Source organism: Shewanella putrefaciens (assembly GCF_016406305.1).
GTDB lineage: Bacteria > Pseudomonadota > Gammaproteobacteria > Enterobacterales > Shewanellaceae > Shewanella > Shewanella putrefaciens_C.
The window spans coordinates 3,075,962-3,094,380 of record NZ_CP066369.1 but is presented as its reverse complement, the minus strand read 5'-3'; the positions used below and the strand labels follow the sequence as shown (position 1 = coordinate 3,094,380).

The window sequence follows — 18,419 nt, the reverse complement described above, 5'->3', positions numbered from 1 at the left end:
AAGAATTAAGGAGCACCTGCTATGTGGTATTTCACGTGGATATTAGGGGTTTTGTTGGCCTGTTCTTTCGGAATTATCAACGCCCTGTGGCTTGAGAATACGGAGAACATGGACAGATCGGCAGATGATGCCGAGTAACGCCTAAGCTTGATTAAAAAAACCCGCTGATGCGGGTTTTTTATTGGAGAGTTTCTAGATTCTAGCGCCTAGAACTAGGCTTTAAATTGGCTTATTTGTCGTTTTAACGCCACGGCTAAGGAGGATAACTCATCGGCCGACTGGACTGCCTGCACCGCGCGTTGCTCACCTTCGTTGGCTAATTCACTGATCTGGTGCAGGTTATGGGTGATCTCCTCTGCCACACTGCTCTGCTGCTCGGTTGCCGAGGCAATATTACGTGAGCTGATGGCCAGTTCACCGATACGCTGGGTGATTTCCTGCAGTTGCTCGCCCGTCGCTTCACCTTGGGTTGCCGATGCCATGCCTAGCTGATGACTTTGGGCCATTTGTTCTGTGGTGGTCTTCACTTGGGTTTGTAATTTATTGATAGTTTGTCCTATTTCTAAGATAGAAGCTTGGGTGCGCTGGGCTAAGATCCTGACCTCATCGGCAACAACGGCAAAGCCACGGCCTTGCTCACCCGCCCGCGCGGCTTCAATGGCGGCGTTGAGCGCTAGAAGGTTGGTTTGCTCCGCAATACTGTTAATCACTTCGGTGACTTTACTGATGGCTTCACTTTCTTGGCTAACTTTTTCAACGGATTGGTGGCTGTTATTCAGTTGTTGGCTGAGTTTGAGCAGATCTTGCACTACTTTAGCCTGTTGGTTTTGACCCGCTTTTGCGGCTAAGTCCACCTGTTGACTCTGATTGGCCCCATCCTGTGCATGGTTTGCCACGTCGCGGATAGAGGTCGACATTTCTTCGATAGCCGTGGCAATTTGATCGGTTTGTAACATTAGGGCCTGGGCTTCTTCGCCATTTTGCTTGGCGATGCTCTGTGCCTTGGCGGCCTGCTGCTCTAGGCTCGTTACCGAACCCTGCAATGCGATCATCAGTTGCCTTAACTCCGAAGACATGGTCGATACGCTAGTGGTGATTTTATCGACTTCATTTTGACTCTGGGGTACCGATGGCGGCAGTGGGCGGCTAAAATCGCCTCGGCCTAAGGTTTCCATATGCACTTGCAGGGCATGCAAAGGTTTGAGTGAACGCACTAACACTAGTGACAATAATACGGTTATCAGTGCTATGCCTGTGATGGCGACAATGGCGTTGATCGTGAGTAAGTGCAGGCTTTCTTCGTTGAGTTCCGTCGCTTTGACTTGGCCTACCAGCATCCAATTCCAGCCTCTGACCATTTGGGTATAGGCAAACATGGGTTCATTTTTGCTGTTGCTATAACGCCAATCGGTATCAGCCTGCATGGCTTGGGTTAAGCTCAAGCCATCGAGCATAGATTCAGTGACGGGCTCATTGGAAGTAAACTGTGGGTGTGCAACGAGGACTTGGTCTACGTTGCGCATGAGCAGAAAGTTGCCGCTCTCTTCTAAGGTGAGTTTATTCACGGCTTTTTGTAGTTGCTGCAAAGAATTGGTGATCTCAAACCCGATATATAAGATCCCAATGACTTGGCCCTGTTTGTCCTTCACTGGGCGATAGACTGTCATATAGTCTTTACCGAAGAGTTTGGCGTAGCCTTCGTATTCATTACCGCCGAGAAGGATTTGATAGCCTGGATGGGTTTTACCTAGGTAAGTCCCTAGTGCGCGGCTACCGTCGGCTTTTTTGAGGGAGGTTGAAACCCGCATAAAATCATCGCCATCACGCACGAAGACAGTTGCCGTTCCACCTGTCAGATTGGCAAAACGATCGACCTTACTTTTTGAGGCGTTAATGTTCTCTTGTTCGTGCATGAGGATAGGGGAATTCACCCCCATAATGCTGACGCTTTGGTCCGATTTACTGAACTGTCCAGGGTACATTTCCTTAAAGACATCGGCGTTACGTCTTGCCAGTTGCAGAAGACTGTCATATTGCAGTTCTAACATATCGGATACGGCGTGCATCTCGGCCTTCATCGCACTGATGCCTTTGTCTTCGAGCACGTTTGAAGCCGCTTGGTAGGAGAGGGTACTGAGTATGCTAAAAATGATCAGGGTAAGAAAAAAGGCAAGGGCGCCAATCTGTTTTGCAATCGGCCAATTGTTATAGTTCATTATGCGCTCCTAAAAGGTACAGGTTAACGCTAATGTAATCTAAGTTTTACCTAATGGTCTTGATGTGAGTCTAAGATTTCCTATTCTTTATAACGAGTTCGGTGTCTTTTCGTGGAAAACACAAATATTAATGGCATGTTTGCGTGGCATACGAATTGGCATAGTCAGGCAAGGATAGACTAAGCTGCTTAGGGATGTGCAGTTTACTGAATTTTAACATCAACAGGAGTGTCACTATGCTGGGCGAGAATCACGCATTAATCTATGAGTTTCCTGATTTTTCCGATCAAATTAAGCATCTAAAAAGCAATAATTCCACCTTTGCGACTATGGCGGGCCGTTACCATGAACTAGACCATAAGATCCGGGCATTGGAACTCACCAAAGTGCCCACCGCCGATGAGCACTTTTTGGCATTAAAATTAGAGCGTTTAAACCTCAAAGATAAGCTGTATCAGTACCTAGTTCATGATGCTATCTGAGATTGGAGCACCGCAGGGTGACACTTTTCTCGCTTCTTCATCAATAGTAGATACATAGTCGGTACCCATACCAGAGATAACAGGGTCGTTAGCAGCGTGCCGCCCGCGATAGCAATCGCAAATGGCGGCCAAAACCCACCCCCCGCGATGATAAGCGGAATAAACCCGCCCACTGTGGTGATGGTTGTCGAGCTAATATGGCGGCCGCAACTGCTGACTGTGCTGATAATGGTTTCTTTGTCGCCGAGTCTAGCACTGGGTATATCTTCAAGTTCGGCCAAGATCACTATGGCGGCATTGATGGCAAGTCCCATTAACCCCAGTAATCCAATGATCACAGGAAAACCAAAGGGATAACCAAATACAAAGACCGCGAGTAAACCCAGTCCCGCAGATTGCAGTGCGCTGAATAAAATGATGGCGGTCAACCTAAAGGAGTTGAAGGACAGTACCACAGTCGCCAGCAGCAAAGTCACAACCAGCATGACGTTTGATAGCAAGTTACCGACAGCTTCGTTGCGCTTTGCACTTTCGCCTCCAATTTCAATTCGATAGCCGGAGGGCAGTGGCAACTGGCTCACAGCGTCTTTTACATCATTGAGTACTTGGGCGGGTAATACTCCGCTGACGATATAGGCTTCTATGGTATTGACCCTTTGGCCGTTGCGCCGCGGAATAGCGCCACGACTGACTTGCACTTCGCTGTGGGCGAGGGCTGAAAGTGCGACCGCTTCACCCCTTGGGGTCACTAATTGAATTTCTGACAGTTTACTCGCCTGCTCACGACTGCCATCACCGAGCCTGACTCTAACGGGCAGGGATTCTGTCTGTTCCAACACGCTGCCGCCTATGACCCCTGTGGTCGACATTTGGATTTGCTTGGCGATATCGCTCAAGCTTAAGCCACTCATTAAACTCGCATCTTCATTAACCTGCAGCCATACCTTAGGGGCTCCTGCACTGAGGGTCGCACGGGTATGGATCACATCGGGCGTTGCGGCAAGGATATTGCGAACTTCATCCCCTAGGGAGCGCAATGTGTCGAGGTTAGGACCGAAGATCATCAGCTCCACCGGTGCATTAAAGGGAGGGCCCTGTTCTAATTTGCGCACTAGGACCTGCGCTTCGGGAAATTCGCTATCCAGTTGCCGTTGTAATTGGGGTATAAGCGCATTGGCGCGTTCAAAATCGGTCACTTTCACCATGGCCTGGGCGTAGTTTGTCGCGCCTTGCTGCCGTTGGGTTAAGTTGTAATAGAATGAGGGCGTGTTGCCACCGACGACCCAATCGACTTGTGTGACACCTTCCACCTTATGCAGCAGTTTATCCATTAAACCGACTTGGTTTAAGGTGTTTTCTAGGCTGACATGGGGGGCGAGATACACTTCGACTTGGAACATGTCCCTGTCTGAGGGCGGAAAAAACTGTTCAGTCATTTTGCCCGAGGCATAGAACCCCAATGCCGGAATAATGCCTATCACGACCGCGCTCAATATGGGGCGTTTTAGTGCGGCCCTTAGGCTGGCTTGAAAGTAGCCACTGATAAAGGGAACATTGATCCCATGTTGATACCAAACATCGTTTTTGCCTTCATGGCTAAATCGTCCCGCCAGTCCTGCAATTAAGGTGTGGGAAATCAAGTACGAACCTAGTAGTGCAAACATCACCGACATGGCGATACCGCCGACAAATTCCCCCGCGGCGCCGGGCATGAGCACTATGGGTGCAAAGGCCAAAATTGTTGTAATAGTGGACCCCGCTAGCGGCAGCCACAGGTGATGTAAGGTTTCGCTCACCGCGGCTAAACGGCCCATACCCTGTTGGCGGCGCTGGGCGATGGCATCGACGATCACAATGGCATTATCCACCATGATCCCAAGGGCAACGACCAGACCTGTGACCGACATTTGATGTATCGGCAGCCCAATATATTTCATACAGGCCAAGGTAAATAATGCGGTTAAAGGCAAAGAAATGGCCACTATCACGGCATTCCTTAGGCCGAGGGTTAGCAGGAGCACCAATAAAATGATCACAAAACCTTGGAGTAGATTCACGACTAATCCGCCGAGCCGCTCACTGGTATAGCTGTTTTGTTCGAACAACCATTGGATTTTAATATTGGCTGGGATATCGCGATTCAATTCTTCTACGACTTTGTTGACTTGTAACTGCCAGAGATCGACGCGGGTATTATTAAGCATACGGGCGGCAACAAATACGCCCTGTTCACCATCGACTAGGGCTAGGCTGTCCGCTGGGGTTTTAGGCTGACGGGAAATGCTGGCAATATCTCCAAGACGGATAATTTGCCCTTGGGTATCGACCTTTAATGGCACTTGGCGAATGCGGGTCTGTGAGTCTAGCTCACCCGAAACCTCGACTAAGGCGCGAAACGCTGAGTTGTTGATCTCACCCGCGGCAATTTTACTATCGGCGCCACTGAGTATTTGGGCGATAGCGGCGGGGGTGAGCTGTAATTGGCTCATTTTATTGCCATCGAGCTGGACTAAGATTTCCTCCGTGGGTGCGCCGTAGAGTTTAACAAAGTCTGTGCCGGGCAGTAGCCTTAGACGGCTCTGTAATTCCTTGGCATAGCGGTTAAGCATATCCACTCGAACGGGCGTGTTGGTGTTCCACACTAGGCTTAAAATGGCGGTATAGGCATAGCCTATTTGATCATCTAAGGTTGACGTTTGAGTTCCGTCTGGCAGTGTGTTTTTGGCATCGGCGAGTAAATCCCTCGCCCTCGACCATACGGGATCTGTCGCCATAACAGTGTCTTTCAGCTCCAATTGGATAACCGAAATGCCGGGCCTTGATGTGGATTGGATCAGTTTGATCTCTTCTAGGCGGCGCAGCTGATTTTCTAATACTTCAGTCACTAAGGCTTCAACCCTTTCGGCCGATGCCCCAGGGTAAGGTGTGATAACCGAGGCGAAGCGGTTGGTGATATGGGGATCCTCGGTGCGGGGGAGGCTAGAAATAGCGCCAAATCCAGCCACGAGCAGTAGGGCTATAACGAGGCTGACTAAGCGGCCATTTTCAACGAAGGCTTTGATCATGATTACCTCGTCGATGCAGTGGCAATGGGGGAGACGACTTGGCCAACGACTAATTTATGCAGCCCTTGGCTGACATAATGTTCGTTTGCCTGAATGGCCCCTTGGATAAAAGCCCTATCTTGAGTGGTATAGAGGATCTCCACATCTCGGCGTTCGATTTTTGCTTCATCGGAGTTTGTGGTGACAAGGTATAAATTCCACAGGCCACGAATCCCATCGGTGAGTGCGGAGATGGGCACCCAGTAACCCGCTTGTGTCACTGTTTGCCTTTGATGCAAATAGGCTATTTCACCATTAATGACCCGCGCATCCTTAGGTAGACTAATGCGCAGTTGCAGGGTGCGACTAATGGGATTCACCTCGGCACTTATGCCGGCAATCTGCGCGATAAATGTTTGATCTTGTACGCTGATATTCACCTCTTGTCCCGGGGAAAATTGGTTGGCTATGGCCACGGGAACACCGATATAGGCTTCTGGATTAACATTGCCAACCAAGGTAAATACAGGGCTGCCAGCGGCGACCACTTCACCTAAGTTATGCTGACGTTGGCTGATAGTGCCATCAAAAGGTGCGAGCAATTTAGATTTATCGAGTTTGAGTTGATTGGCATGTTGCGAGGCCTGTAAACGCTGTTTAGCCGCTTCTAGACTCATTAATTGGCCGCGATTTTCATCGAGCAATTGCTCGGACACATAACCCGACTTTTTGAGTTCGAGGTTACGTTTTAAGGTGCTGGTGGCTAGATCGACATCGGCCTGAGTTTGTAACAGACTCGCTTGTATTTCTTGATGTTCAGCATCCAGTAATCGGGTGTCCAATCTTGCCAGAACTTGCCCCTGAACCACTTTGGCCCCACTGTCGACCAAGAGCTCGCTCAATTTACCCGACAGTTCGAATCCTACACCTGTGGTATTGCCCGCTCGGATCGTGCCTGTATAGGTTTGCTCACGCTCGTAGCTAGTCGATAACTGTAGCGGTGCAGTGACCACAGTCTGTAATACAGCGGTATTAGCGTGTTCGGTCACTTCCTTTTGGCAGGCTGTTAAGGCCGATATAGCCAATAAGCAAGCGCTAATCGTACGCCAAGAACGTCGGGCTATGTGGTCCATTGCAATCCTTCCGTTGTGAGCTTTAGGTTAAATTTGTGTAACTAGACTTGCTAGTCTAGTTGCATGAAACTGGACTGTCTAGTCTATTTTGTGCTTAACTAAGGTAAATTTATCCTACCTATAAATCCGAGTGTGGATATGACATCGTCAGTCGATAAGCCATTACCTATGAGCCGTAGTGAGCAGAAAAGACAGCAAGTTCTTGTTGCTGCAATTGATTTATTTTGCCGTCAAGGTTTTCCCCATACCAGCATGGATGAAGTCGCAAGACTTGCTGGGGTTTCTAAGCAAACCGTGTATTCCCATTACGGCAGTAAAGATGAGCTCTTTGTAGCAGCGATTGAATCGAAATGTGTTGGCCACAATCTGAATGATGATTTGTTAAAGGATCCCGCTCAACCCGAGTCAACCCTCACACAATTTGCCCTACAGTTTGGAAGCATGATCGTCAGTCCTGAGGCTATTACCGTCTTTAAAGCCTGTGTCGCCCAGTCCGACAGCCATCCCGAAGTGTCGCGGTTATTTTTTGAGGCTGGCCCTAAGCACATGGTTGCTATGCTATCCGGCTATTTAGTGGCCGTAGAAGCTTTAGGCCAATATCGGTTTGGTAATGCCCATCACTGCGCCGTAAGGTTGTGTTTAATGCTCTTTGGTGAGTTGAAACTCAGGTTAGAACTCGGGCTGGATGTTGAAGGATTAATACAAGAGCGTGAAACTTATATCCGCGGCTGCGCTGAGATGTTTTTAAAGGCTTATCGTGTTTAAGTGCATCATTTACATTTAAAGATTGAACCTTTCCCCTATTGTCAGCGTATTATCCACAACAATACATTTACTCTTTAAAGTACAAGGATCTGGCGTGATAAATCATCATTCTACACTCAGCAATATAAGTCCGCTTATGTTAAAAACTAGCCTATTGCTAGTGGTTGTTTTTAGTAGTGTAACTATCGCGGCTGAAAAACCAGCGACTGAAAATAAGCGTTTTAAGCTCAGTGTGTCGCAGATAAGCACGCAGAGCACCGCAGTTGCTAACGGCAATACTGAGCTCCAAAGGGACAGTTTGCTGTTAAATGCGGGGATGAATATCCCATTGAATCGACAATGGTCCCTTGGGTTACGGGGAGGCTATGACAGACTCGATTACGATTGGCGTCAAATTACCCTCAACGGTGCCAACAATGTGTCAAGCCTCTTTGGCGCGACAGGTCAAAGCTGGGATCACATTGACCGTTATCGCGCCAGTGTTTCTTTAAACTATCGCATGGATAAACATTGGGCCTTCTTTTTAGCACCACAGATCCAATATGCCTACGCCGACACGGCTTCGTCCAGCAATGCCCAGAGTTACGGCGTCGTCGCTTCGGCTATGTATGCCTTTGATTCGGGTAATATGATTGGTTTTGGTGTCGCTTATCTTAATGATATTGATGAAGTTCGCACCGTTCCCTACCTTGCGATGCGCTGGCAGATAAATGAACATTGGACACTGGCTAACCCCTTCCAAGCCGGGTTTAGCGGTCCAGCAGGATTGGAGCTGAGTTACCAATTTAATACTGATTGGAATATTGGCTTGGGTAGTGCGCGTCGAACGGAGCGATTCCTGATAGAGGACGATGATACCGCAGTCGAAACCAATGAGTGGGTGGGCTATGTTCGTGGCGGCTGGCTGGCAACACCAGCTCTATCGGTAAATCTTTACGCCGGATACTATTTCAATGGTGAGTTAGACGTGACGCGCCAATCTGCGCTCGAGATGGATAACCAAGGCGCAGCGGCCTTGGATATCGAATTTAAATTCTAACGTTAATATCAGTTATTTGCCCAGCATCGCCTCTTTAAGGCTTTTCTGGGCTGGTTTATCGCCTAGCCAAATTTTTAATAGTGCTTGACGGAACATCTCACCTTCGATGGTGGCTTGTTCTTTGCCATTCTTAAAAGCGGTCACGCCGTGAACCTTGCTGGTCGCGAGGGTGAACTGATCGCCTTGTTTAATTTCCTCATTAAACAGCGCCATAAAAGCATCAATTTGCGGTTGAATATCGGTGGTGTTATCTGCCGTCGCTTGCTCAAAACCTTCTGTGATCGCATCGCGCATTTTTTCAGCGGTGATCATGTCAGAGGTAATGTTAAGACGGATAGCTGCAACCGGAGCTTCTAAAACAGCAACAGTGCTGCTGAGCTGTGATGGCACATAGAGGCTGCCCACGTACAAATCCATAAAAAATTTACTGCGAACCCCAGCGCCATTTAGCGGTAAGGATTGGTTTTCAAGCATTATAGTGTCGGCGACTTCTATGCCAGAGATAACCTTCGCATAGGAAATATTAGGTAGAAACAGCGCCGTAGCTAAGGTTAGTGTCGAGAGTAACTTCATAATACACCTCATATCATATTGTTTTAGTTATAGTTGTGCGGCTCATTCCATTAGCAATCCGAGGATACCATGCTGTGAACGCGAGCCTGATACTAATCGAAAGGAAGGGGGAGTGATAGCCTAATCAATGCTTAGTTACCACTCACTTTTGGGCATTTAATGCTTAAAAACGCGATTTTATTCGGGATTAACCGCGAATACCTAACTTGTACTGACCATTTTGCTCAAACATAACAGCTTGTTTTTGTTTAGGAGAAATAAGAATTGGGCCATCGTCGAAAAATAAAAAACACTTCCAGTTGCGGACAAACACATCCCAGCGCGTCTCGATAATTTGGTATTTTTCATAGCAAAAATACACCGGCGTTTCGTCTGGCCACTGGATAAATTCGGCCAACATTTCGGGTAGGTTGCTATCTTCGTTATCCCAAGCACTCTGCCAATGATCCGTTTTTGTCCAAGCGTTGGCTTTCGCCGCCCAATCACCCTTAGTAAATTGTTCGGCACGACTACTCTTATTGCTGATCCATTGATTCCAGATTTCCATCGATGATTTCTCTGTCAGAGGTTTAATCGAGAGTTTATCTTCATCGGTCACAGGTAAATCTTTATGGTTAAAAATCCATTTACGTTTGTAATGTTCGAGAGAGACGTACGTAAGCAACAATCGAATTCTCCTGCTGGTGATATAATGATGGAAGCTGATTTTCAGCAGTTGTTATGGACGCTGTATTATACTCAATAGGTTATTTTTGTGAATAAAAAGCCAGAGTAAATCTGGCTTTCTAGCAAAAGAGTCTATATTTCAATGCTTAAATATGTGATTGCAACCAGTTGATATACTCGTGTGCAACCCGATTGTCAGGATCGGCTTGTAGCACTTGATTAAATGCGGTTTCAGCATTAGCGAATTGATTAATATCAATCATAAATAATCCGAACTTAATCCATGTGGAGATATCGTTAGGGTATTTTTCTAAATAATCTAAATATAAATTAATAGAATCTTGATGTTTCCCTTGTAGCTTTAATATGTGGGCATATTGAGGAATGTATTCATCAATGTTTTCAGCTAATTTCGCTATCGCATACTCAGCAATGTCTATTTTTCCTTGTCTTAATGCGAGTAGACTGATCTGCTTTAACTCAATTTCAGATTGTAAGTTTTCATCTAATTCGAGTAAAACTAGCAGTGCTTCACTTTCTTTCTGCTCTAAAAGTAGCTGATGACTATATGCAAGATGATAGAGACGCTTAGCGGCTTCATCTTTTTTAGCTAACTCTCTTAGATTTAATGTCATCTTGACCAAGCCAGTATGATCATTGTCTCTAATAAGCACAATTATCTTTTCGAAGACATTCTCCATCGAGGCCGACTCTTTGACGTTCTCTATGTATTCCTCAGGTATGACAGTGAGTTGTTCTTGGTATTCATCGCGAACTGATTGTATAAGATGGCGATATTCTTCCAATAATTGAGAATTCTGCTTAAATTTTTGATGCTCTTGCCAATTTGGGTGATTTTCTAACCATATATTGATGCGACCATGTTGTTTTTCAGTGCGCCAAAATTGTACTAGAGGTTCTAGATCGACATCTTGAGATAACTCATTAATTCTATGAGTTAATCTTGCCTGACTATCATGAGCTAGTCGTATTAATTGCTCTGCGATACTGATAAATGCTTTATAGTAGTTTTCGGTCATATCTAACACATGTAAAGTATCCCATTCCTCGGTCTTTTTGGTGGTTAGAAAGGCAGAAAACTCTGAAAAACCATAGGTTTTGATTAATTTAACTATGCCAGAGTGACTTTTGTTTATTTTTTTATCAATAAAATCAATTTTATTGAATATTTTTTGTACTGCATGAGGTGGTTTTGTTTGATCTTTAAGTTGTTGGCTTAAATCTAAAATATCCTTAGATAAAGTGACAATCTTACTAAGTGTAGTTATAAGTCCATTTATTTCTTTTTTAGAAATAAGATTATCTTGCTTTTTATCTTCCAAACTAAAGTGAGGTACCCAGTCAAGTAACTCAAGGGGAGAGGGCACTTCGGTCTGTAGGTTTATATGTTCTGTATTTTTATATTCCATGCCTTTTACTTTAGCGGCACTCAGTGACAGATTAATAAACTCAATATCAGGATTTATATTAGCTTCTACAGCTAAAGCTTCAATAGCCAATTTTAGTTGGGTAACAGTTTCAGCTTTTTCTCCACCATAGGTATCTATCCATTCACCCATGATCCCCAAATTAGGTCCAAGGGCCGATTCAACAGAATCTTTGGTATGTGTAAAACCTGTATTGGTGAAACATAAATCAACTCCCGTGAGTAAAATGCTTGAAAAGCCCATCTTGGTTGCCAGATGAACGGCAGCATTAGTTACTGTTGGTCCTATTGTTTCAATATTTTCTTTGTCTTCCAGTTGCCAAGGATATTTATTATCCATGAAAAGGTTTTTTCCTTGCCATTGGCCTAGGAGCCTGGAATTCACATGAAAAGAGTTTACAAATAAACTGGAATTTGCAAGGGGCATCATATCTCTATTGACTTCAAAACTAAAATCATAGGGATCTACTGATACAATAATATGAGGCGTGATCCCAGCTTTATACAATTTACCTGCAATACGTGATACCGCAATGATAAAGAGATGCTTAGAGTGAGATCGTATCCAGTTTATGTGATCATCTAATGAAGGACCACCTGCAACGATTAGACAAGTATGCCCAGTGAATCTATTTGCTAATAGGGACGCTGGGAGCACATTTTCAGAAATATTTTTAAATTGTTCTTCAAAGTATTTTTGTTGGGATGAGTTTACTCTTTGCTCTAAGTAGCTAGCCTCTAGAATTTTGACAACTTGAGTATTAAGAATACTGTATTCTGGAAGGTGGCTTGATGTCGCGCCTAAGCTTCGATAATGCTTAAAGTGATTTTTAAGTATATAGACTCCATATGTATCAGAGGAGAAATTCTCTTGGAAGTCTTCATAATTATAAATAAATAATTGATTTTCTATTTCTTTGGGGATATCAATGTTGAGGAGGTTGAGCACCTCATCTAATTCAACAAAAATAAAAATGCTGCCCTTAGGTATGCCTTGTTCAAGAAGATAGTTTACCAGTAAACCAGAGTCTAATCCGGTAACGACTTGTAACATATTTTCTTTGGCGAAGTCATTTTTGAATTTTTTATCGTATTGAGTTTTTGAATCAATCGATTCAAACATACTCCGATTCACACTTGGGAGATAATACTCATTAAATCGACTGATAGAGAAAGTGTTTTGTATATTAGATTTATGTAAACTCATCAGTTCCTCGTTAAAATCGATTTTTCTATGAAAATTAATATAGTGATAAAATAATGTTCTCTATTTTTTAGCTACTTAAACTGCCAAATTAATCACTATATTTAACTAATTACTTAATATGTTTAATTATTTTCGCTGGTTGCCCTGCAACAACGACATTGGGTGGCACGTCTTTGGTGACCACAGAGCCCGCTCCTACTACACTATTTGTACCGATTGTTACCCCAGGTAAAATAATAGCATTGGCCCCAATCCATGCGCCTCGACAGATAAGTACGGGCTCTACAGGCTTATGTCCCTGAAAGAAAATGGCTTGATTCGGATCGGCAAATTCATGGTTAGAGGTATAAATATGTACACCAGAACCAATCAGGACAAAATCTTCGATAGTGATGTTGACCGAGTTACCGCCGTGTTCGGATCCAAAAAGCATAGTTCCTGGTCTAAGTACGACTTCATCGCCAATACTAATATGATCACAGCAGATAGCATAACTGCCTGGTCTCATTGCACTGTTATGGCCAAATTTGGCAAATTTATTTTGACACAACCATCTACCAAGGCGCTTAGAGTGTAAAAGCAAATGAGTCAGAGGTATGTCTGGCCCAATGCGTTTTACTTTTAACCAATAGCAAAGTTTTTTTAGCATAATTTATAATGTGAACCCATCATCAATAGTGATGTTTTGCCCAGTAATATATTGAGATTGTTGTGACAATAAAAATGTTATTGAACCAACAATATCATTCGGGGCTAACATTCCATGGCCATTTGTTGAGTCTTGATATGCCTTTAGAAATGAAGCAGGTTGGTTATCAAAAATGCCTCCAGGGCTGATACTGTTGATCCTAAAGCGACTGTCTTTAATAAATGCCACTACGTATTTACTTAGGTGTAGTAGGGCTGATTTGATAGCGGCATATTCAACTGGCATAGTCATTGGGGTGCCTTCATATAACGAAAATTTTGGTGCTACAACACCATAAATTGATGAAATATTGACTACCGACATGGGTGATTGTTGCCTGACAAATAGGGCTGCACATTGCTGCATAAACAGAAATGAAGAACCTAAATGTAGTGATAGATTCTCATTAAAGCTCTCTAGGCTGACCTCTAAAAATGAAGTGCCATACTGCGCATTTCGAGGATAGGCACAATTAACCGCGCCAGAAAGTTCATTAAGGCCTGAAAAAAACTGTTTCACCGCGACTTCATCTGTAATGTCTAGTTCAGCTAAGGTTAACGAATTCCCATAATTCTGAATGAGATCTTGAAACTTATGCCTCATTGCTGAATTTGAACGATCAACCGCTATTACTTTTGCGCCTTGGGCGAGTATAGATGCCGTCACTTGGGAGCCGAGCAAACCTGCGGCACCTGTGATAAGTATTGTTTTTCCCGTTAGCATAACTGTCCTTTGCTGCTTAAAATGGCTTCAGCCAGCTTAAAATCATAAATATCATCGATATCTACCGCTCTCTCTTTAGGCACGATAATATGCGCGACATTACCTGCAAAAAGATTGTTGACTCTCTGAATGTAGCTTGGTTTTGCCACATAAACAACAGTAGTAATATCATAAACTTGTGGGGCATCCTGCCGCCGATATACTTCCGTTGAAGGCGCATTGACCAATTCAACATTACCGGATGCTGTTTCTTTGACCATATTAAAGTATGGGCTACGATTTGCCGGAGTGGTGGAGATACAAATATCAGCCTTACAACTATTAAGCTTATTCATCGCAGATTCGACATCTTCCACACTTCGTAATGGACTTGTTGCGGGTAAACTGATGAATTGCTCAAATTTGCCATATTTATGGTTTACCCAGTCGATAGCGTGCTGCCAAGAAAGCCATTCTGGTGACTTATCTGTGGCTAAGTGTGCCGGTCTGGGTATGATCTCCGCACCTGCGGCTAAACCAATGGTCGCAATTTGTTCATCGTCGGTTGAGACAAAAACTTTATCAATTTTCGCTGTTTGCAGTGCGGTTTCAATGGAATAAACAATAAGAGGTTTACCGAGTAAGTCTTTAATGTTTTTTCCTGGAAGTCCTTTTGAGCCCCCGCGAGCGAAAATAAAGGCGTATCGTGTCATTGAGTGACTCCCCACTCTGCCTGCTGCTTAATTTTTGCGATTAAGCGAATTGTTTGATGTGCGTCTATTAGAGAAGTATTTGTATGTTGTTTATGCTGAATATGGGACACAAATTCTGTCACCATATTGAGGTACATTTGGTTTTTGTTCCATTCAGGTTGTGAATATAAAACCTGAGTCCCCTCTGAATTATAGTGACGGATTGTATTGGCGACTAAATCCCAATGTAATCTGCCTTTAGAGCCGATAAAAGTGCACTCTCGTTGAGCTTGTTTCTGAATAAAATCCATATGGATGTAGCAAACAGTCCCCTGCTGACTGGTTAAAATGAGATCTGCAATTTCTTCCACTTCCAATGTGAGCTCATTTGTCGTCCTTAGCTGTGCGTAGTTGAGGTTTAATGGGCCTAATAACCAATGCAGATAATCCAACTCATGACTTAATTCTAATAGGGCACCACCACCAAGGGATTTTTGGGCAGAGACTGACTCAGAATAATGTTTATTCGGGCGCCAGTCCGGCAAATATTGTCCTACAACCGCGGAGCAGTTATATATTTTGCCAATAAGATCTTCTAATAATAGTTGTTTGATAACGATTGCAGAACTGAGATATCGCAGACAATACCCCACCATAACTAGACTGTTGTGACTTTGAGCAAGGGCTAAAATACGCTCCGCACTTTCTGGTTCTGCGGCTAATGGTTTTTCTATCAATACGGGAATATTGTGTGTCATTAACGTCGTGGCATGGGTTTCATGCAACGAAGCAGGGGAGGCGACAATCACCAGTTCTGGTTTGTAGTCGATTAGCTCGTTTATATTAGAGAGTACAAGATCAGCAAATTCTATTGGCTGATTTGCGACTCTTCCACTTGCAGAAAGCGCAATAATATTCGCTTGTGGGTAAAGTGTTTTTAGGTTTTGTCTATGACGTTTGGCTATGTTACCCAGTCCAATCACAGCGAGTGTATTCATTGTTCAAAACCGATAGCACAAATATCAATTTGGGCTTGTTTGAAGTCATCCATACGCCCTATATCGAGCCAATACTCATGGATAGGAAACATAAGAACTTGTCCGCCATCTGCAATTTTTTGTTCTAGCAGTGTTGGCATATCAATATGAGTGTTTGCGGGGACGCTTTTTATAATATCTTGGTTTATAACATAAATACCGGCATTAACAAAAAATCGTTGTACGGGTTTCTCAACCATTTCTGTAATACGATTTCCTGTGCCACTAATCACACCATAGGGGATTTGGTAGTCATATTCTCGAACACACATAGTTGCATCGGCATTATTGTCGTCATGAAATTTAAGTAAGTGTTGAAAATCGACTTTAGTTAAAATGTCACCGTTCATCACAATTGTGGGTAATGGTGAAAGGTCTTTTGGAAGCAGGCCGACGGCTCCACCTGTTCCTAATGGTGTCGTTTCATGGACGTAGTTAATGTTTACATTCCACCGACTACCATCTCCAAAGTACGATGCAATTTGTTCTGGCATATAGTGGGTAGAAATATAAAAATTAGTAAAACCAGCTTGAATAAAATTAAAGAGCGCAATCTCTAGCAAGGGGCGATTGCCAATCTTAAGCATAGGCTTGGGGCATTTATCAGTTAAGGGCTTTAGACGTGTTCCAAAGCCTCCCGCCATGATAAGCACTGGATTCTCATAATGCGCTTTTTGTTGTGCACTTTTTAAGGTCTCTAATCCTACAAGAATATGATCTTTAACGAGCGGAATAGATAGAACACTGTACTGTTGCATTAATTGCAGCAGTTTCTTTTTTGAGGTGTTAGGGGAAGCGGTCTTAGGATTGGTGTTCATCACTTCGGTCACAAGGGCATCAAGTGATAGGTTATTGAGTAAACCTCTTCGAATATCACCGTCGGTGATGATGCCTAATAAACGTTCATTTTCATCAGTCACTAATGCAACTTGGAGCGCTTGTGAGTTAATCAGTTGTAAGGCATCACGAAGTGTTTTGTCAGGTGATATTGTCACTTTACTCAATATTGGGTTCATATTATGACCTTTCCTTTATATTACTGCGGTATCCATAAGTTATCGAATTATCGGGCATATCTTTAGTTACTGTGGCTCCTGCCGCGATAATGCAATTTTTACCTATTGAGATACCTTGTATCACATTGGCACCCGTAGCAATATGAGTGCGTTCGCCTATATGAACTCCGCCACAAATAATTGCACCTGGGGCGATATGGCAGTCATTGCCAATATCACAATCGTGTTCAATGATTGCGCCTGAATTAATTATTGTACCTCTGCCAATGCTTGCACCCGTTTGTATGATAGACCCAGTTAAAATTTGTGCGCCAGCGCCAATAGTGGCATATGACGATAACATCGCATGCTTAGATATTACGGATTCAAATTCATAATTAAGCTGAGTAAAGTGAGCAAATAGTTTATGGCGTAAATGTTGCCCTGGTAAAGAGCCTAAACCATTGACTAATCTAATCTCATTACAAGGAAATTGCAAAATATCATCATCAGAATCAAAGTGTTGTATATTGCTAAAGAGCGGGCTACGGTCTTTGCTAGGGCTAACCACAGCTAACAAAGTGTAACCTTGTTGCAGTAAGATTTCTGTTAATACACTGGCATGTCCGCCAGAACCAACCATTATGATAGGTTTAGTCATAGATCACCTCACCTGACTGGTAATCTCGCTCTGCACATGTATTGAGTTTTTGCCAATATTTGTATGGATTTGTGCCCGTTCCTGGGCGTTTGACCGCAAGATTGTTGACTGAAAATTGCTCGCCCTTTTTTATGCTTGTCGTAGTGACTAAGCTTTTTCTTGCAAGGGTTAGATTTGTCAGTTCGGCGGGCTGAGGCGTTTTTATACCATTACCCATTGCCCGCTCAACGGTGCGAATCGCAGTCACCATCTCCTTAAGCTCATGGGGTTCTAGTGAGGCCTTATGATCTGGACCTGGTAATTCCTTATCTAACGTAAAGTGTTTTTCAATAATGCACGCGCCCCGTGCTGCGGCTGCAATAGGGATAGTGATCCCTTGACTATGGTCTGAATACCCGACAGGTAAAGAGAAGGCCGAAGCTAAAGTGTCCATAGCCTTAAGATTGATTTGATCAAAGGGAGCCGGATACTCAGTTGTGCAATGCAGTAAGGTTAACTTTGCTTGTAATGCCTGTTGGCCTTGGGTCGAGGCATAGGCGGCTTGGAAAGCTTGGAGATCCGGGGGCGTGTTGAGAGGGGATGTTAGGCCAAAGGCAATGACCCCCAATGCCGCTTCAACTTCAGCTAAGGTTGACATGCCCGTGGATAAAATAAGATCACAGCCAGTACGGGCATGCTCAAGTAAAAAGGGGGCATTGGTGATTTCACCCGATGCTATTTTGAGCGTCTTGAGTTGCAGTGTATCGACAAGAAATGCCAAACTTTCAGAATCAAATGCGGTAGATAAAAACTGGATCCCCAGTTTTTGACAATAGCGGATCAAATGCTGATGAGTTTCAAAACTCAGCTCTAATCGACTTAGCATCGCAAGTTGCGGCTCTATTTTTTGGGTATTCGCGACCTGATAAGCGGCTTGTTGTGTGCTTTCGGTCACTAAGTTTTTAGCATTAAACGTTTGAAATTTTACTGCATCAGCCCCTGCTTTATGGGCAGCATCAATCAGCTCAATTGCTAATGCTTCGTTACCATTATGATTGACTCCCGCCTCAGCAATAATTAGCGTCATAATATT

17 protein-coding genes are annotated in these 18,419 nt (G+C 44.0%); 4 read left to right on the top strand and 13 right to left on the bottom strand.

Going from position 1 to position 18,419, the window contains the following annotated elements; genetic code table 11:
* Positions 1 to 21 precede the first annotated feature (21 nt).
* On the top strand, positions 22 to 138 hold the full coding sequence (gene cydX, locus JFT56_RS13450) for a cytochrome bd-I oxidase subunit CydX (protein WP_006082469.1): 117 nt from the start codon (positions 22 to 24) through the stop codon (positions 136 to 138).
* Positions 139 to 212: 74 nt separating this feature from the next.
* Here the strand turns inward: cydX and JFT56_RS13445 are convergent, their stop codons facing one another.
* Complete coding sequence (locus JFT56_RS13445) at positions 213 to 2,216, bottom strand: methyl-accepting chemotaxis protein (RefSeq protein WP_198780572.1); 2,004 nt, start codon at positions 2,214 to 2,216, stop codon at positions 213 to 215.
* Positions 2,217 to 2,452: 236 nt separating this feature from the next.
* Here JFT56_RS13445 and JFT56_RS13440 point away from each other — a divergent pair, with 236 nt between their 5' ends.
* Positions 2,453 to 2,698, top strand: a complete 246-nt coding sequence (locus JFT56_RS13440; protein WP_198780571.1) for a YdcH family protein — start codon at positions 2,453 to 2,455, stop codon at positions 2,696 to 2,698.
* Here the strand turns inward: JFT56_RS13440 and JFT56_RS13435 are convergent.
* Entirely contained in the window at positions 2,683 to 5,763 is a 3,081-nt protein-coding gene (locus tag JFT56_RS13435) for an efflux RND transporter permease subunit (protein WP_198780570.1), read from the bottom strand. The genes JFT56_RS13440 and JFT56_RS13435 overlap by 16 nt on opposite strands.
* A 2-nt stretch (positions 5,764 to 5,765) precedes the next feature.
* The gene (locus JFT56_RS13430; RefSeq protein WP_198780569.1) at positions 5,766 to 6,875 is read right to left on the bottom strand and encodes an efflux RND transporter periplasmic adaptor subunit; all 1,110 of its coding nucleotides are present in this window, start codon (positions 6,873 to 6,875) and stop codon (positions 5,766 to 5,768) included.
* Positions 6,876 to 7,013: 138 nt separating this feature from the next.
* Between JFT56_RS13430 and JFT56_RS13425 the strand changes: the two genes are divergently transcribed.
* Positions 7,014 to 7,640, top strand: coding sequence for a TetR/AcrR family transcriptional regulator (locus JFT56_RS13425; RefSeq protein ID WP_198780568.1), 627 nt, complete (start codon positions 7,014 to 7,016; stop codon positions 7,638 to 7,640).
* A 136-nt stretch (positions 7,641 to 7,776) separates the two neighbouring features.
* Positions 7,777 to 8,679: a DUF6268 family outer membrane beta-barrel protein gene (locus JFT56_RS13420; RefSeq protein WP_198780567.1), complete on the top strand. Its 903-nt coding sequence runs from the start codon at positions 7,777 to 7,779 to the stop codon at positions 8,677 to 8,679.
* A gap of 12 nt (positions 8,680 to 8,691) precedes the next feature.
* On the opposite strand, the gene JFT56_RS13415 is transcribed toward JFT56_RS13420, so the two are convergent.
* The 10 genes from JFT56_RS13415 to neuB form a co-directional block, all read right to left on the bottom strand.
* On the bottom strand, positions 8,692 to 9,252 hold the full coding sequence (locus JFT56_RS13415) for a chalcone isomerase family protein (RefSeq protein WP_198780566.1): 561 nt from the start codon (positions 9,250 to 9,252) through the stop codon (positions 8,692 to 8,694).
* A gap of 187 nt (positions 9,253 to 9,439) precedes the next feature.
* Entirely contained in the window at positions 9,440 to 9,919 is a 480-nt protein-coding gene (locus JFT56_RS13410; protein WP_198780565.1) for a DUF2947 domain-containing protein, read from the bottom strand.
* Between the two features lie 145 nt (positions 9,920 to 10,064).
* The gene (locus JFT56_RS13405; protein WP_198780564.1) at positions 10,065 to 12,572 is read right to left on the bottom strand and encodes a 6-hydroxymethylpterin diphosphokinase MptE-like protein; all 2,508 of its coding nucleotides are present in this window, start codon (positions 12,570 to 12,572) and stop codon (positions 10,065 to 10,067) included.
* A gap of 109 nt (positions 12,573 to 12,681) precedes the next feature.
* Positions 12,682 to 13,005 (bottom strand): acyltransferase, encoded by a 324-nt coding sequence (locus JFT56_RS20110; RefSeq protein ID WP_269819989.1) that lies wholly within the window; start codon positions 13,003 to 13,005, stop codon positions 12,682 to 12,684.
* Between the two features lie 219 nt (positions 13,006 to 13,224).
* On the bottom strand, positions 13,225 to 13,983 hold the full coding sequence (locus JFT56_RS13395) for an oxidoreductase (protein WP_198780562.1): 759 nt from the start codon (positions 13,981 to 13,983) through the stop codon (positions 13,225 to 13,227).
* Positions 13,977 to 14,675 (bottom strand): cytidylyltransferase domain-containing protein, encoded by a 699-nt coding sequence (locus JFT56_RS13390; RefSeq protein ID WP_198780561.1) that lies wholly within the window; start codon positions 14,673 to 14,675, stop codon positions 13,977 to 13,979. Before JFT56_RS13390 ends, JFT56_RS13395 begins: the two co-directional genes overlap by 7 nt.
* Positions 14,672 to 15,652: a Gfo/Idh/MocA family protein gene (locus JFT56_RS13385; RefSeq protein ID WP_198780560.1), complete on the bottom strand. Its 981-nt coding sequence runs from the start codon at positions 15,650 to 15,652 to the stop codon at positions 14,672 to 14,674. Before JFT56_RS13385 ends, JFT56_RS13390 begins: the two co-directional genes overlap by 4 nt.
* Positions 15,649 to 16,707 (bottom strand): nucleotidyltransferase family protein, encoded by a 1,059-nt coding sequence (locus JFT56_RS13380; protein WP_198780559.1) that lies wholly within the window; start codon positions 16,705 to 16,707, stop codon positions 15,649 to 15,651. Before JFT56_RS13380 ends, JFT56_RS13385 begins: the two co-directional genes overlap by 4 nt.
* Position 16,708: 1 nt before the next feature.
* The gene (locus tag JFT56_RS13375; RefSeq protein WP_233095519.1) at positions 16,709 to 17,347 is read right to left on the bottom strand and encodes an acetyltransferase; all 639 of its coding nucleotides are present in this window, start codon (positions 17,345 to 17,347) and stop codon (positions 16,709 to 16,711) included.
* Positions 17,340 to 18,413: an N-acetylneuraminate synthase gene (gene neuB / locus JFT56_RS13370; protein WP_198780558.1), complete on the bottom strand. Its 1,074-nt coding sequence runs from the start codon at positions 18,411 to 18,413 to the stop codon at positions 17,340 to 17,342. The genes JFT56_RS13375 and neuB overlap by 8 nt, the downstream gene beginning before the upstream one ends.
* Between the last annotated feature and the right edge of the window lie 6 nt (positions 18,414 to 18,419).